Annotated in this window: 12 protein-coding genes; 11 read left to right on the top strand and 1 reads right to left on the bottom strand. The window is 62.8% G+C overall.

The window, feature by feature from the left end:
- The first annotated feature begins 69 nt into the window (after positions 1-69).
- From rpsT to gyrB, 5 genes are all read left to right on the top strand, one after another.
- Positions 70-339, top strand: a complete 270-nt coding sequence (gene rpsT, locus ACBR42_RS08820; RefSeq protein WP_102324338.1) for a 30S ribosomal protein S20 — start codon at positions 70-72, stop codon at positions 337-339.
- A gap of 347 nt (positions 340-686) precedes the next feature.
- Positions 687-2,144: a chromosomal replication initiator protein DnaA gene (dnaA, locus tag ACBR42_RS08815; RefSeq protein WP_371207760.1), complete on the top strand. Its 1,458-nt coding sequence runs from the start codon at positions 687-689 to the stop codon at positions 2,142-2,144.
- 113 nt (positions 2,145-2,257) lie between these two features.
- Positions 2,258-3,382: a DNA polymerase III subunit beta gene (gene dnaN, locus ACBR42_RS08810; RefSeq protein WP_110547220.1), complete on the top strand. Its 1,125-nt coding sequence runs from the start codon at positions 2,258-2,260 to the stop codon at positions 3,380-3,382.
- A gap of 22 nt (positions 3,383-3,404) precedes the next feature.
- Positions 3,405-4,529: a DNA replication/repair protein RecF gene (gene recF, locus ACBR42_RS08805; protein ID WP_371207759.1), complete on the top strand. Its 1,125-nt coding sequence runs from the start codon at positions 3,405-3,407 to the stop codon at positions 4,527-4,529.
- 12 nt (positions 4,530-4,541) lie between these two features.
- Entirely contained in the window at positions 4,542-7,088 is a 2,547-nt protein-coding gene (gyrB, locus tag ACBR42_RS08800; RefSeq protein WP_102324334.1) for a DNA topoisomerase (ATP-hydrolyzing) subunit B, read from the top strand.
- 4 nt (positions 7,089-7,092) lie between these two features.
- Here the strand turns inward: gyrB and ACBR42_RS08795 are convergent, their stop codons facing one another.
- Positions 7,093-7,770 (bottom strand): HAD hydrolase-like protein, encoded by a 678-nt coding sequence (locus ACBR42_RS08795; RefSeq protein ID WP_207918708.1) that lies wholly within the window; start codon positions 7,768-7,770, stop codon positions 7,093-7,095.
- Positions 7,771-7,887: 117 nt separating this feature from the next.
- Here ACBR42_RS08795 and glmU point away from each other — a divergent pair, with 117 nt between their 5' ends.
- The 6 genes from glmU (at position 7,888) to ACBR42_RS08765 (ending at position 13,756) form a co-directional block, all read left to right on the top strand.
- Positions 7,888-9,255 carry a bifunctional UDP-N-acetylglucosamine diphosphorylase/glucosamine-1-phosphate N-acetyltransferase GlmU gene (gene glmU / locus ACBR42_RS08790; RefSeq protein WP_371207758.1) on the top strand — a complete coding sequence of 456 codons (1,368 nt, stop codon included), beginning with the start codon at positions 7,888-7,890 and terminating at the stop codon, positions 9,253-9,255.
- Entirely contained in the window at positions 9,255-11,078 is a 1,824-nt protein-coding gene (gene glmS, locus ACBR42_RS08785; RefSeq protein WP_110547223.1) for a glutamine--fructose-6-phosphate transaminase (isomerizing), read from the top strand. Before glmU ends, glmS begins: the two co-directional genes overlap by 1 nt.
- 65 nt (positions 11,079-11,143) lie before the next feature.
- Positions 11,144-12,139, top strand: coding sequence for a glycine oxidase ThiO (gene thiO / locus ACBR42_RS08780; protein ID WP_371207756.1), 996 nt, complete (start codon positions 11,144-11,146; stop codon positions 12,137-12,139).
- 23 nt (positions 12,140-12,162) lie between these two features.
- Positions 12,163-12,363 (top strand): sulfur carrier protein ThiS, encoded by a 201-nt coding sequence (thiS, locus tag ACBR42_RS08775; protein WP_102324791.1) that lies wholly within the window; start codon positions 12,163-12,165, stop codon positions 12,361-12,363.
- 5 nt (positions 12,364-12,368) lie between these two features.
- On the top strand, positions 12,369-13,139 hold the full coding sequence (locus ACBR42_RS08770) for a thiazole synthase (protein WP_110547225.1): 771 nt from the start codon (positions 12,369-12,371) through the stop codon (positions 13,137-13,139).
- Positions 13,136-13,756 (top strand): thiamine phosphate synthase, encoded by a 621-nt coding sequence (locus tag ACBR42_RS08765; protein WP_371207755.1) that lies wholly within the window; start codon positions 13,136-13,138, stop codon positions 13,754-13,756. The genes ACBR42_RS08770 and ACBR42_RS08765 overlap by 4 nt, the downstream gene beginning before the upstream one ends.
- Positions 13,757-13,887 lie beyond the last annotated feature (131 nt).

Genomic DNA, 13,887 nt, shown 5'->3' with positions numbered 1-13,887 from the left:
ATATGGGATGTCCGCAACGATCGGGTGGCGGACCGCCGTAACCTGATTTATGCAGATGAACTGAGAGCAATGGCCAATACAGCTTCCGCGCGTAAGCGCATCCGTCAGAACGAACGTCGCAACGCCCGCAACACGGCCCGCCTTTCGCGCGTGCGCACCTTCGTCAAGAAGGTCGAAGTGGCGATCGCTTCGGGCAAGAAGGACGACGCCGCTGTTGCCCTGCGCGCAGCCCAGCCGGAACTGCAGCGTGCGGTCGGCAAGGGTGTGCTGCATGCCAACACCGTTGCCCGCCGTATTTCCCGCCTGTCCGCCCGCATCAAGTCCCTTGCTGCGGCGTAAAATACGACCGGTTTCTTTCATCTGAAAGAATCACGGAAGTAATGAAGAAGGTCGTATATCGCCATTAGTGGTGATAGCGGCCTTTTTTGTTTTTCATATCGTCCCGCTGTGATCGGGTTTTGACGAATCCGGGGCAGATTCCCGTTGCTTCGTCCGATTCCCTGCTCTAGTTTACGCGGATAATTTCAACGTCATCGGTAATCTTGGCCAGCAGGTCAGGGTGGTGGGTCGTATCCTGTGCGACTGGCCGCCTTGCGCGGGATTGACGGCGTTGCAGACTGTATGAATGAGCGGGGGTACGGGCGGCAGGTGCTGGCTGCGCGTGCCCTATGTAGCCGGGAGCGGATATGACGGGCGGACTGGAAGGCTATGACGCGGTTGCGGAAGCCAACGCACAGAAAAGCGTGCTCGCCATTCACTGGTCGCGCATCTGCGAACGGCTGAAGGTCGAAGTCGGTGAAGTCGAATACCGCACGTGGCTGCGCCAGATCACGGTCGGCCCGGTCGATGAGGACGAGATCACCCTTTACCTGCCCACCCGATTCCTGCGTGACTGGGTGCGCGGGCAGTATGGTGACCGTCTTGGCACGCTGTGGAATGCCGAAGTGCCCGCCATCCGCCGCGTGGAACTTCAGGTCGCCCGACCGGATGCCGCGCCGGCTGAGCCCGCGGGCGAGGACGCGCCCACGCCGGATATTCCCGTAGCGCATGCCAGGCCGCCAGCGCTGGCGGCAGCACCCGCACCGGTCGAGGAACCGCGTCAGGCCGAAGTCCGCAGCGATCTGGCCGCCCCGCTGGACCCCCGCTTTACCTTCGATACCTTTGTGGTCGGCAAGCCGAACGAGTTTGCTTACGCCTGCGCGCGCCGCGTGGCCGAGCGGCCCTCCAGCCCCGGATTCAATCCGCTGTTTCTGTATGGCGGCGTCGGGCTGGGCAAGACGCATCTCATGCATGCGATCGGTGCCGAGCTACTGCGTGAGGGGCGGGTTTCAGTCGCCTACATGTCGGCTGAAAAGTTCATGTACCGCTTCATCGCGGCCATCCGCTCCCAGTCCACGATGGAGTTCAAGGAGCAGTTGCGCTCGGTCGATGTGCTGATGATCGACGATCTCCAGTTCCTGATCGGCAAGGACAACACGCAGGAAGAATTCTTCCATACCTTCAATGCGCTGGTTGACGCCGGGCGGCAGATCGTCGTTTCCGCCGACAAGTCCCCCTCCGACCTGTCGGGGCTGGAGGACAGGCTGCGCACGCGTCTTGGCTGTGGCATGGTGGCGGATATCCACGCCACCACGTTTGAGCTGCGTATTTCCATTCTGGAGGCCAAGGCCACGGCCTCTGGCGTCATGGTGCCTGCCAAGGTGCTGGAATTCCTTGCGCACAAGATCACGTCCAACGTGCGTGAGCTCGAAGGCGCGCTGAACCGCCTGATCGCCCATGCCAACCTGTTTGGTCGCCCCGTCACGCTGGAGGCGACGCAGGATGTGCTGCATGACATCCTCAAGGCGCATGACCGGCGCGTCACCATCGAGGAAATCCAGCGCAAGGTGGCCGAACACTGGAATATCCGCCTGACCGACATGTCCTCCGCCCGCAGGGCGCGGGCCGTGGCGCGCCCGCGTCAGGTGGCGATGTATCTGGCCAAGCAGTTGACCAGCCGTTCCCTGCCCGAAATCGGCCGCAAGTTCGGCAATCGTGACCACACCACGGTCATGCACGCCGTATCACGCGTGACGGAACTGATGGAACAGGACCCCGCCTTTGCCGAGGACGTGGAACTGCTGCGCCGCATGCTTGAAAGCTGACGGGCATTTCCCGTTCGCGCACCCCTTTACCGCTGTAACCCCCGCCTGCTAGATATGTCGCCCCCGCATGTTCGTATGGGCGGACGCGGCGGGGTGTGGAGGATATCGTACCGATGAAATTGAAGGCTGACCGCGTAACGCTGCTCAAGGCACTGGCCCATATCCAGAGCGTTGCCGAGAAGCGCAATACGATCCCCATTCTGGCGAACGTGCTGATCAACGTCGTCGATGGCGCCATGACCCTGACGGCGACCGACATGGAAATCGCGGTTGTCGAGCGCGTCGCGGCGGAAACGCTGCGTGATGGCGCTGTTACGGCGCCTGCCGCGGTGCTGTATGAAATTGTGCGCAAGCTGCCCGATGGCGCGCTGGTCGAACTGGATCACGCCGGGGGCGATGCGCCGCTGGGCCTGCGGGCGGGGCGGTTCGCGACAAGTCTGAACGTGCTGAGCGTGGACGATTTTCCGTCCATGATGGCGGGCAGCCTGCCGCATGAATTCCGTATTCCTGCCACCGTGCTGCGTGGTCTGATCGACCGCACCCGTTTCGCCATTTCCACGGAAGAGACGCGCTACTACCTCAACGGTATTTTCCTGCATGTGGCCGAAGGCGATGCGGGGCCGGTGCTGCGCGCGGTGGCCACGGACGGGCATCGTCTGGCCCGTGTCGAAACCGACCTGCCTGCGGGCAGTGCGGGCATGCCGGGCGTGATCGTGCCGCGCAAGACCGTGGGGGAGCTGCGCAAGCTGCTTGATGAAGGGGCGGAGCAGGTGGACGTGACCCTGTCCGATACCCGTATCCAGTTCTCCATTGGCAGCATTACCCTGACTTCCAAGCTGATCGACGGAACCTTCCCGGAATATGAGCGCGTGATTCCGCACGGGAATGACAAGATCCTGCGTGTGGGCAAGAAGATCTTTTCCGATGCCGTGGCCCGTGTGGCCGCGATCAGTCAGGAGCGTTCGCGCCCGGTCAAGCTGAGCATGACGCCCAACCTGCTTACTCTTTCCGCCGCCAGTCAGGATCAGGGCACGGCGACGGAAGAACTGGATGAAAACCACGTCTCCTACGACGCCGCCCCGATCGAGATCGGATTTCAGGCCCGCTACCTGAATGACATTACCGATCAGGTGGAAAAGGAAGTGGAATTCGCTTTTTCCGACAGTTCAGCGCCGACCATCGTGCGTGATGTGGACAGTCCGTCCGCATTGTATGTGCTGATGCCGATGCGCGTGTGATCGCACGCGGTTTTCAGGTCGCATGGCCTGGATAACATGGCTGGCGCTGACGGATTTCCGTAATTACCGGCATCTGTCGTGGCAGCCGGAACGGCAGGTTACCGTCATTACCGGGCCGAATGGCAGCGGCAAGACCAACCTGCTTGAAGCGGTGTCGCTGCTGGTGCCGGGGCGTGGCCTGCGGGGCGCCCGGATGGATGAACTGCCCCGCCATGGCGCAACCCTGTGGGGTGTTGTGGCGCAGGTTGCGGGCATGGATGGGGATGACGCCCTGTCCGTCCAGCTTGCGACCGGAGCCGACCCGTTACGTCCCGAACGCCGGGTATTCCATATCGATGGACAGGCCCAGCGTAACCGGGATGCCCTTTCCGAACATTTTGCAGCCGTCTGGCTGACACCGCAGATGGATCGCCTGTTTCAGGAAGGGGCAGGTGGTCGCCGCCGTTTTCTGGACCGTCTGGTACTGGCCCTTGAACCGGGACATGGCCGTGAACTCGCCGCCCATGAGCGGGCGATGGTGCAGCGTAACCGTCTGCTGGCGCAGCGCACGGCGGATACCGACTGGCTGACGGCGCTGGAGCGGACCATGGCGCGTCATGCTGTTGCTGCCGTTGCGGCGCGCAGCGATATGGTCGCCCGGCTGAATGCCGATGAACTGGCCACACAGGACGGTTTCCCCGCCGCCCTGCTGGAACTCGACTGCGTCATAGCCGCCCGGCTGGATGTCTCGCCGGCCCTTGCGGTGGAAGACTGGCTGGCCGAGCAGATGGCGCAGGCACGCGCACTGGATCGCCAGCGGGGCGGCTGCCGTTTCGGTGCGCATCGTACCGATCTGCGTATGGCTGACCGTCTGACCGGGCGGTCGGCGCATCTGTCCAGCACCGGCCAGCAGAAGGCGCTGCTGGTGGGGATTGTCCTGTCGCATGCCCGGACCCTGACAGCCTGCCGGGGGCGGGCCCCGATGCTGCTGCTTGATGAACCGCTGGTACATCTGGATGATATGCGGCGGTCTGCCCTGTTCCGCGCCATTGAACGGATGGATACGGGCGTCATGCTGACGGGAACGGACCCTGAACAATTCGCACCGTTGCGTGAAACTGCGGAATTCGTAACACCGGGCGAAGGTAATCTTGCTCACGGTGCATGATTCCGGTGAGGAATGCTGGTTCCGTCACCCGGTTCGGGCTATAATGCGTTCAGTTATTTTATTGTTATGCGCTGTGGAGCATCTGCCGGCATGTCCGATCAATCCAGTCCCGATCAGAAACCCGATGTCGAGGTCGAGGGCGGCATCGTTCCCCCGGCTGACTATGATGCGGCATCCATCTCGGTTCTGCGGGGACTGGATGCGGTGCGAAAGCGCCCCGGCATGTATATTGGCGATACCGATGACGGCTCCGGCCTGCACCATATGGCGTTCGAGATCATCGACAACGCCGTGGACGAGGCCCAGGCCGGTTTCGCAACCTGCTGCACCGTCACGCTGAATGGCGATGGCAGTGTCAGCGTGCGTGATGACGGACGCGGCATTCCCACCGACATGCACCACGAGGAAGGGGTGAGCGCTGCCGAGGTCGTGCTGACCAAGCTGCATGCCGGTGGCAAGTTCAACCAGAATTCATACAAGGTGTCGGGCGGCCTGCATGGCGTGGGCGCCGCCGTGGTGAACGCCCTGTCCGAATGGATGGAAGTGCGCATCTGGCGTGAAGGCAAGGAACATGTGATCCGCTTCCGTGGCGGCGAACGCGATGAGGCGCTGCGTGTTGTGGGCGAAAGCGCCGAGCCGCGCGGCACGCAGGTCACGTTCAAGCCCAGTGCCGAGACCTTTGCAAAGGTCGAATTTGAATTCCCGATTCTTGAACGACGCCTGCGGGAACTGGCTTTTCTCAATTCCGGCATGCGGATCGTGCTGCGCGATGAACGGCATAGCCCCGCGCGCGAAGAGAATTTCTTTTATGAAGGCGGTCTGTGCGCCTTTGTCGAATGGCTGGATCAGGGCAAGAACGCGATTGTCGAACCCCCCATCACCGGCAGCCTGCAGAACGAGGAAAACGGCATCAAGGTCGAATTCGCCCTGACATGGAACGACAGTTTCCATGAAACCATGCTGTGCTTCACAAACAACATTCCGCAGCGTGATGGCGGTTCCCATCTGGCCGGTTTCCGTCAGGCCCTGACCCGCGTGGTGGGCCGTTATGCCGAAGCCAATGCCAGCAAGAAGGACAGCCACGCCCTGAATGGCGAGGACATGCGCGAGGGGCTGACCGCCGTGCTGTCGGTCAAGGTGCCGGACCCCAAATTCTCGTCCCAGACCAAGGACAAGCTGGTCTCTTCCGAAGTGCAGCCGGTGGTGCATGCCGCGGCGGCGGACATGATCGCCCACTGGTTTGAAACCCATCCCAAGGAAGCCCGTCACATCGTGGCGAAGGTGATGGATGCCGCCGCCGCGCGTGAAGCCGCGCGCCGTGCGCGTGAACTGACCCGGCGCAAGGGGGTGCTGGATATTTCATCCCTGCCGGGCAAGCTTGCGGACTGTCAGGAACGCGATCCCTCACGCTCCGAACTGTTCATCGTCGAGGGTGACTCGGCCGGTGGGACCGCCAAGCAGGGACGTGACCGGCGTTTTCAGGCGATTCTGCCGCTGAAGGGCAAAATCCTGAATGTCGAGCGCGCGCGGTTCGACCGCATGCTGGGTTCGGCTGAAATCGGCACGCTGATTACGGCGCTGGGCACGGGCATCGGGCGTGGTGATGTGGAACATGGTGGTTTTTCGATCGAGAAACTGCGCTACCACCGCATCGTCATCATGACTGACGCTGACGTTGACGGCTCCCATATCCGTACCCTGCTGCTGACCTTCTTCTTCCGTCAGATGCCGGAACTGATCGAAAACGGGTATCTCTATATCGCCCAGCCGCCGCTGTACCGCGCCAAGCGTGGTAATGACGAACGGTATCTGAAGGACGATGCCGCCCTTGAATCCTACCTGCTGGACAAGGCGCTGGCCAATGCGTCGCTGCGTTATGCCGATGGCCGTACGGTGGATGGCGACGCCATGCGCGCAGACGTACTGTTCATCCGCGACGTAACCCGTGCGCTTTCACGCCTGTCATCCCGTGTGCCGGTATGGGTACTGGAGCAGGCGGCCATTGCCGGTGTGCTGCGCGCGGATATTCAGGCGGTGCCGGAACGCGTTGTCGATCTTCAGGCCCGTCTGGATGCGGTATCGCCCCCGGCCGAACGGGGCTGGAAAATTGCCGCCAGCGAAAGCGGGCTGGAAATGGCGCGCAGCGTGCGCGGTGTGGGGGAAGTCTACCGGCTCGAAAGCCTTGCCCTGCGCAGCGCGGAAGTGCGCTGGCTGGCGGAACGGCATGAGCGGCTGCTGGCCGATTTCGGCAGGCCGGTGGACCTGCTGCTGGATGGCAGCGCACATAGCTTCAACGGCCCGGCTTCGCTGTATGAGCGGATTCTGGCGCAGGGGCGCAAGGGGCTGTCGATCAACCGCTTCAAGGGCCTGGGTGAAATGAATGACGAGCAGTTGTGGGAAACCACGCTCGACCCCGCCATGCGTACGCTGCTGCAGGTCCGGGTCGGCGACGTGGAAAACGCGGCTCAGGTTTTCTCCACCCTTATGGGGGATGTGGTCGAGCCGCGTCGGGACTTTATTGTTGGCAATGCGCTGAAGGTCGCCAATCTCGACGTCTGATCGGTCAGGCGGGTAGCAGTTCACCCGCCAGATGCGTGATTTCGGAAATGGAATCGGCCCCGACCGTGGCGCCCGCTTCCATTTCCGGGCGGCCATAGCCCCAGCGGGCGAAGATGGCGGGCACATGCGCGCCGATGGCGGTGGCCATGTCGTTATGATGATCGCCTGTCATGATGGCACGGTGCGCGCTGCCATCGGCCAGTTCTATGGTGCCCAGCAGGTGGCGCGGGTCAGGCTTGCGGGTGCTGAAGCTGTCGCCACCGCCAACGGCGATGAACCAGTCCTCCAGATCCAGAACCTTCAGGATATGCCGTGCGGCGGCCACGGGTTTATTGGTGCATACGGCCATGTGCCAGCCTGCATCGCGCAGCCCTTCCAGCATGCCGATCGTGCCGGGAAAGGGGCGGGACAGGTCGGTTGAATGGGGCGTATAGTCAGCCATGTAGCGGGTTACGGCTTCAGTCCGGTCAATGCTGGCCGCAGCCGGTCCTGCATGGTCCAGCAGGCGGGCGACAAGTACCGTCACCCCGTCGCCGATCATGGGGCGTACAAGATCCGGGGTTATGGGGGGCAGGCCGTAATGCGACAGGAGACGGTTGGCACAGGCGGCCAGATCGGGAAGACTGTCGATCAGCGTGCCATCCATATCGAACACGGCCAGACGGGGCAGGGAGACGGTCATGATAGGTTCCTCTGACGGTCGGAATGCTGAAGTAGCAATCGGAAATTCTAAGTGATGATAGCGCGCACGGATAAGGGTTTGACAGGGCGGTCAGCAGCGGAGTACGCGCACAATGCCATGAATACCCAGACAGATACCGTAGTATCCTCCCCGGCTTCTTCCATGTCGACAGCCGTCATTCTCGCCGCGGGCCGGGGCACGCGCATGAAATCGGAACGGCCCAAGGTCATGCATCCGCTGGCCGGGCAGCCCATGCTGCGTTACCTGATCGATAACGCAGCACAGGTATTTGACCGGATCGTTGTGGTTGTCGGTCCCGGCATGGAGGATGTGGCCGCCCTTGCCGCGCCTCATGCCGTGGTGGTCCAGCATGACCGGCTTGGCACGGGCCATGCAGCACGACAGGCGGAAGAAGCATTCGGGACCGGGGATGTCGCGGTGCTGTATGGTGATAACCCGCTTATCACGTCAGGCACGATGCGCGCGCTGCTGGAGCGCAAACGGCGCGATGATACGGCGCTGGCCCTTCTGGCCATGGAACCGGCTGATCCGGGGCGGTATGGCCGTGTCGTCATGCAGGATGATCAGGTCACGCGCATTGTGGAATGGGCTGATGCCAATGAGCAGGAACGTGCCATCGGCCTGTGCAACGCCGGTGTGCTGTGCGCCAGTGCGGGCGATTTCCGCCGCTGGCTGTCTGAAATCCGCAACGACAACGCACAGGGCGAATATTATCTGGGCGACGTGGTGGCGTGCGCCGTAGCCGACGGAGGCCGCGTGCGGGCTGTCGTAGCACCCGAGGATGAGTTGCGGGGCATCAATTCCCGCGCCGAACTGGCCATGGCGGAAGCCTGCGTGCAGGCCCGGCTGCGTCAGGCGGTCATGGCGGCAGGCACGACCCTGATTGCACCCGATACCGTTTTTCTGTGCGTGGATACGGTGCTGGAACCTGATACGGTTGTCCACCCGCATGTGGTGTTCGGCCCCGGCGTGCATATACGGCGCGGCACGGAAATCCATGCCTTTTCCCATGTCGAAGGCGCTGTTGTCGGTCCGGACGCCAGTATCGGCCCCTATGCCCGCCTGCGCCCCGGAAGTGATGTGGGTGAGGGCGCGCGCGTAGGCAACTTTGTGGAAATCAAGGCCACGACGCTGGGGGCCGGGGCCAAGGCCAGTCACCTGACCTATCTGGGCAACGCCACGGTGGGTAGTGGGGCCAATATCGGCGCGGGCACCATTACCTGCAATTATGATGGCGTGTTCAAGCACCAGACGGAAATCGGGGCCGATAGCTTCATCGGCTCGGATTCGGTGCTGGTGGCCCCGGTAAGGGTGGGCGATGGTGTCATCACGGCTGCAGGCAGCGTGATCACGCAGGACGTGCCTGACGGGGCCATGGCCTTTGGTCGTGCCCGCCAGTCCAACAGGGACGGATATGCGCAGGCATTCCGTCAAAAACTGAAGAACAAGAAGGAACAGGGCTGATGTGTGGCATAGTAGGGGTTGTCGGCAGCAATCAGGCCACGCCGGTTATTTTTGATGCCCTGCGCCGTCTGGAATATCGTGGTTACGATTCCGCTGGCATCGCGACACTGGAACACGGGCTGGTCGAACGACGTCGCGCGGCGGGCAAGCTGGACCATCTGGCGACCCTGCTGGCACGCATGCCGCTGCCCGGCGTGACAGGTATCGGGCATACGCGCTGGGCCACCCATGGCGCGCCCACGGAAAACAATGCCCACCCGCACGGGACGGAACGGGTTTCGGTCGTGCATAATGGCATTATCGAGAATTTCGAGGAACTGCGCCGAGAGCTTGAAGAAGCAGGTCAGGTTTTCTCCACCGAAACCGACAGCGAAACCATTGCGCAACTGGTGGACTACCACCTCCAGCGCGGCCTTTCCCCGCGTGAGGCCGCGCATGCCTGCCTGAAACGGCTCGAAGGGGCCTACGCACTGGCCATGATCTTCGCCGGTCACGATGGCATGGTGATCGGCGCGCGCCACGGCGCCCCGCTGGTGGTCGGTTTTGGCGATAACGAGATGTTCCTTGGTTCGGACAGCCTCGCCCTCGCGCCGCTGACCCGCCGTATCGCCTATCTGGATGATGGCGACTGGGCGGTGATCACACGCGAAGGGGCCACGTTCTTTGACATGGCGGGCAATCAGGTCGATCGCCCGATCAAGGTGACCGCGCTGATCGCAGCCGCCGTGGGCAAGGATGGCTACCGGCATTACATGGAAAAGGAACTGCACGAGCATCCGGTCGTGATCGGCCAGACCCTGCAGCGCCTGATCGACCCGGCGACCCGCCGGGTCGTGATGCCCGAACTGCCCTTCGACCTCGCCAGCGTGCCGCGCGCGGTGGTGACGGCCTGCGGGTCCGCTTTTTATGCAGGCATGATCGGACGGTACTGGATCGAGCAGTATGGCCGCCTGCCTGTCGATATCGATGTGGCGAGCGAGATGCGCTACCGCAATCCGCCACTGGCGCAGGGTGGGCTCGGGCTGCTCATCTCCCAATCCGGTGAGACGGCGGACACGCTCGCCGCCCTGCGCGGCATGCGCGCCGCCGGTCAGCACATCGTATCGGTGCTGAATGTTGAGCAGAGCACCATGGCGCGGGAAAGCGACGCCGTACTGGGCACCGTGGCCGGGCCTGAAATCTCGGTTGCCAGCACCAAGGCCTTTACTGCGCAGCTTTCCGTGCTGGCCTGCCTGACCATTGCCCTTGGCCGCGCGCGGGGACTGCTGGATGCGACACAGGAAGAAAGCATGGTCACGCACCTGCTCGACCTGCCCAGCAAGGCGACGGAAGTGTTCGAACGGCATGACGAAATCCGCCGCATGGCCGCCATCGTGGCCGAAGCGCGCGATGTCCTCTATCTGGGGCGGGGGGCAATGTTCCCCGTAGCCCTTGAGGGGGCGCTGAAGCTCAAGGAAATTTCCTATATCCATGCGGAAGCCTATGCGGCGGGCGAAATGAAGCATGGCCCCATCTCGCTGATCGACAGCACGGTGCCGGTCGTGGCGACGGTGCCTTCGGGGCCGCTGTTCGACAAGACCCTGTCCAACCTGCAGGAAGCCAAAGCCCGTGGTGGCCGCCTGCTGGTGTTTACGGATATGGAGGGCGCGCCCCGCCTGCGCGATATCGCGGAATGTGTGGTGGCGATTCCGACGGTTGATGAATTCGTGGCCCCGATCCTGCAGACCATTCCCGTGCAGATACTGGCCTATGAGGTGGCACTGCTGCGGGGCACGGATGTGGACCAGCCGCGCAACCTGGCGAAATCCGTCACTGTTGAATAGACACAGGCGCTTAACAGGCACACTGTGCGGCGAACACGATCTATCTGAACAGGGGCATCAGGCACATGGCAGAACAAACGGCATTCTCCCCCGCGGCGGGTCCGTCTGTCCTTGTGCGTGGGGCGGGGGTTTCCGGGCTGACTGCTGCCGTAACACTGGCGGAACGGGGCGCGCGGGTTCATGTTCATGAACACGGTGCCCGTGTCGGTTCTGGTGCGTCGTGGTACGCCGGGGGCATGCTGGCACCATGGTGCGAGGCTGAATCCGCAACGCGGGAGGTAACGGAGCAGTCCCTTTCTTCCCTCGACTGGTGGGACGCGCATGTGCCCGGTGTGACGCGCAATGGCACCCTTGTTCTGGCGCCCGCGCGTGATGTGCGCGAAGTCGCGCGTTTCGGGCGGCGGACATCCCATTTTTCCACCATTGGTGAAGCGGGAATCACGGAACTGGAACCCGATCTGGCGGACCGTTTCTCCACGGGCCTGTTCTTTGCCGGTGAGGGCCATGTGAACCCGCGTGATGCGCTGACCGCGCTCGCGGCCCGTCTTGTTGATCTGGGGGGACGGATCACGTTCGACGTGCCCCGGACGGTCGGGACAGGCGGATATGACTGGGTGGTGGACTGCACGGGGATTGCCGCGCGTGACCAGATGGCGGACATGCGCGGTGTCCGGGGCGAGATGCTGCTGCTGCGCTGCCCGGATGTAACGCTGCACCGCCCCGTGCGCATGCTTCATCCGCGCATACCCATTTATATCGTGCCGCGCGCTGACCATGTATACATGGTAGGTGCCACGATGATCGAAAGCGAAAACGCGGGGTCCATGACCCTGCGGTCGATGGCGGAAATGCTGGGCGCGGTCTACGCCCTTCATCCCGCCTTTGGCGAAGCGGAAATACTGGAAACCGGTACCGGCCTGCGTCCGTCCTTTCCCGACAATATGCCTGCGGTCAGGCGGGAAGGGCGGCATATCCACATCAATGGAATGTACCGGCACGGTTTCCTGCTCTCACCCGTCCGGGCAGCCGATGCGGCCGATATCGTGTTCGGTAACGGGTGATACCTCCCGCAAAGGAGATGGACATGCAGATTCTGGTAAATGACGAACGTCACGACGTAAGGGCGCCCACGCTTGCGGCGTTGCTGGACGAACTGGGCTATCAGGGTACGGCCCGCGTGGCGACAGCGGTTGATGGCAGCTTTGTCGCGGCGGGCAGGCGGGCATCCATGCCCCTGCATGAAGGCGCGCGGGTGGAAATCCTGGCCCCGATGCAGGGAGGATAAAGACAATGACCCTTTTCTACGGCACCGAACTGGCGTCGCGCCTCATGCTGGGCACGGCGCAGTACCCATCGCCCGAAATCCTGACGGATGCGGTCCGTCGCGCCGGTGCGGGGGTGGTGACGGTTTCCCTGCGGCGGGAGGCGGCGCACGCACGGGCGGGGCAGTCATTCTGGGAACTGATCCGCGCCCTTGGCGTGCCGGTCCTGCCCAATACGGCGGGCTGTCATACGGCCCGTGAGGCCGTAACCACCGCGCAGATGGCGCGTGAGGTATTCGGAACGAACTGGATCAAGCTGGAGGTGATCGGCGAATCCGACACCCTGCAGCCAGACATGTTCGCGCTGGTTGAGGCCGCGCGTATCCTGACGGAAGATGGCTTCAACGTCTTTCCCTACATGACCGAGGATCTGGTGGGGGCGGAACGCCTGCTGCGCGCGGGATGTGAAGTCCTGATGCCATGGGGCGCGCCTATCGGTTCGGGCAAGGGACTGAACAACCTGTTCGGCCTGCGGGCGCTGCGGGCGCATTTTCCCGATGTGCCGATGGTGGTCGATGCCGGTATCGGCGTGCCCTCCCACGCGGCACAGGCGATGGAACTGGGATATGACGCGGTCCTGATCAATACCGCGGTCGCCAGGGCGGGTGATCCGGCGCAGATGGCCCGTGCCTTCGCCATGGCGGTGGAAGCCGGGCGCATGGCCTATCTGGCCGATCCGATGGAAGAGCGTGATATGGCGGTGCCTTCCACCCCCGTCATCGGGCAGGCGGTGTTATGAGCATGCCGCTTCCCTCACGGATCTACCCGGTGGTGGACACGGCGGACTGGGTTGCGCGTCTGGGGCGGGCGGGCGCCAGCCTGATCCAGTTGCGGCTGAAGGATATGGCGACGGATGACCTGCGCCGGGAAATCCGTGCGGGTATCGGTCATGCGCGTCAGTACGGCGTCTGTCTGGTCGTGAATGATTACTGGCGCATCGCGATTGAGGAAGGGGTGGATTACATCCATCTGGGTCAGGAAGATCTGGACACGGCCGACCTGACCGCCATCCGTGCGGCTGGAATCCGGCTGGGTGTCAGCACGCACAGCGATGCGGAACTGGAACGTGCGCTTTCCGTGGCGCCCGATTATGTGGCGTTGGGGCCGGTATGGCCGACCAGACTGAAAAAAATGCCATGGGGACCGCAGGGCACGGCAAAGCTGAGCCTGTGGAAACAGCGCATCGGATCGATTCCGCTGGTTGCGATCGGGGGAGTGACGCTGGAGCGCGCGCCGCTGTGCCTGTCTGCCGGAGCGGATTGTGTTGCCGCCGTGTCCGACTTCATCCGCATGCCTGACCCGGAAGGGCAGGTGAAGGCATGGCTGAATGCCACGTCGGATACGGCCTGCGTATGAAAAACGGACGGCAATGTGATATGGACCGTGTTGTTAATGCAACTTCTGTGTGGCATTATTGATACTCGATTATCGAGGGCGACGGAAAACATCTTTCTCATCTGGGCGTTGGTTCGATAATCCGGTTTCTA

Source organism: Komagataeibacter sp. SM21 (genome assembly GCF_041402665.1).
Lineage (GTDB): Bacteria > Pseudomonadota > Alphaproteobacteria > Acetobacterales > Acetobacteraceae > Komagataeibacter > Komagataeibacter saccharivorans.
Note: the sequence above shows the minus strand (reverse complement) of the source record. Positions and strands in the feature narration are given on the sequence as shown.

What these genes read in the sequence shown, in the direction of transcription:
- thiS (WP_102324791.1), top strand. Translation starts at nt 12,163, where the DNA reads ATGCAGATTCTGGTAAATGACGAACGTCACGACGTAAGGGCGCCCACG.
- dnaN (WP_110547220.1), top strand. Translation starts at nt 2,258, where the DNA reads ATGAAATTGAAGGCTGACCGCGTAACGCTGCTCAAGGCACTGGCCCAT.
- recF (WP_371207759.1), top strand. Translation starts at nt 3,405, where the DNA reads ATGGCCTGGATAACATGGCTGGCGCTGACGGATTTCCGTAATTACCGG.
- thiO (WP_371207756.1), top strand. Translation starts at nt 11,144, where the DNA reads ATGGCAGAACAAACGGCATTCTCCCCCGCGGCGGGTCCGTCTGTCCTT.
- glmU (WP_371207758.1), top strand. Translation starts at nt 7,888, where the DNA reads ATGAATACCCAGACAGATACCGTAGTATCCTCCCCGGCTTCTTCCATG.
- glmS (WP_110547223.1), top strand. Translation starts at nt 9,255, where the DNA reads ATGTGTGGCATAGTAGGGGTTGTCGGCAGCAATCAGGCCACGCCGGTT.
- ACBR42_RS08795 (WP_207918708.1), bottom strand. Translation starts at nt 7,770, where the DNA reads ATGACCGTCTCCCTGCCCCGTCTGGCCGTGTTCGATATGGATGGCACG.
- rpsT (WP_102324338.1), top strand. Translation starts at nt 70, where the DNA reads ATGGCCAATACAGCTTCCGCGCGTAAGCGCATCCGTCAGAACGAACGT.
- gyrB (WP_102324334.1), top strand. Translation starts at nt 4,542, where the DNA reads ATGCTGGTTCCGTCACCCGGTTCGGGCTATAATGCGTTCAGTTATTTT.
- ACBR42_RS08770 (WP_110547225.1), top strand. Translation starts at nt 12,369, where the DNA reads ATGACCCTTTTCTACGGCACCGAACTGGCGTCGCGCCTCATGCTGGGC.
- dnaA (WP_371207760.1), top strand. Translation starts at nt 687, where the DNA reads ATGACGGGCGGACTGGAAGGCTATGACGCGGTTGCGGAAGCCAACGCA.
- ACBR42_RS08765 (WP_371207755.1), top strand. Translation starts at nt 13,136, where the DNA reads ATGAGCATGCCGCTTCCCTCACGGATCTACCCGGTGGTGGACACGGCG.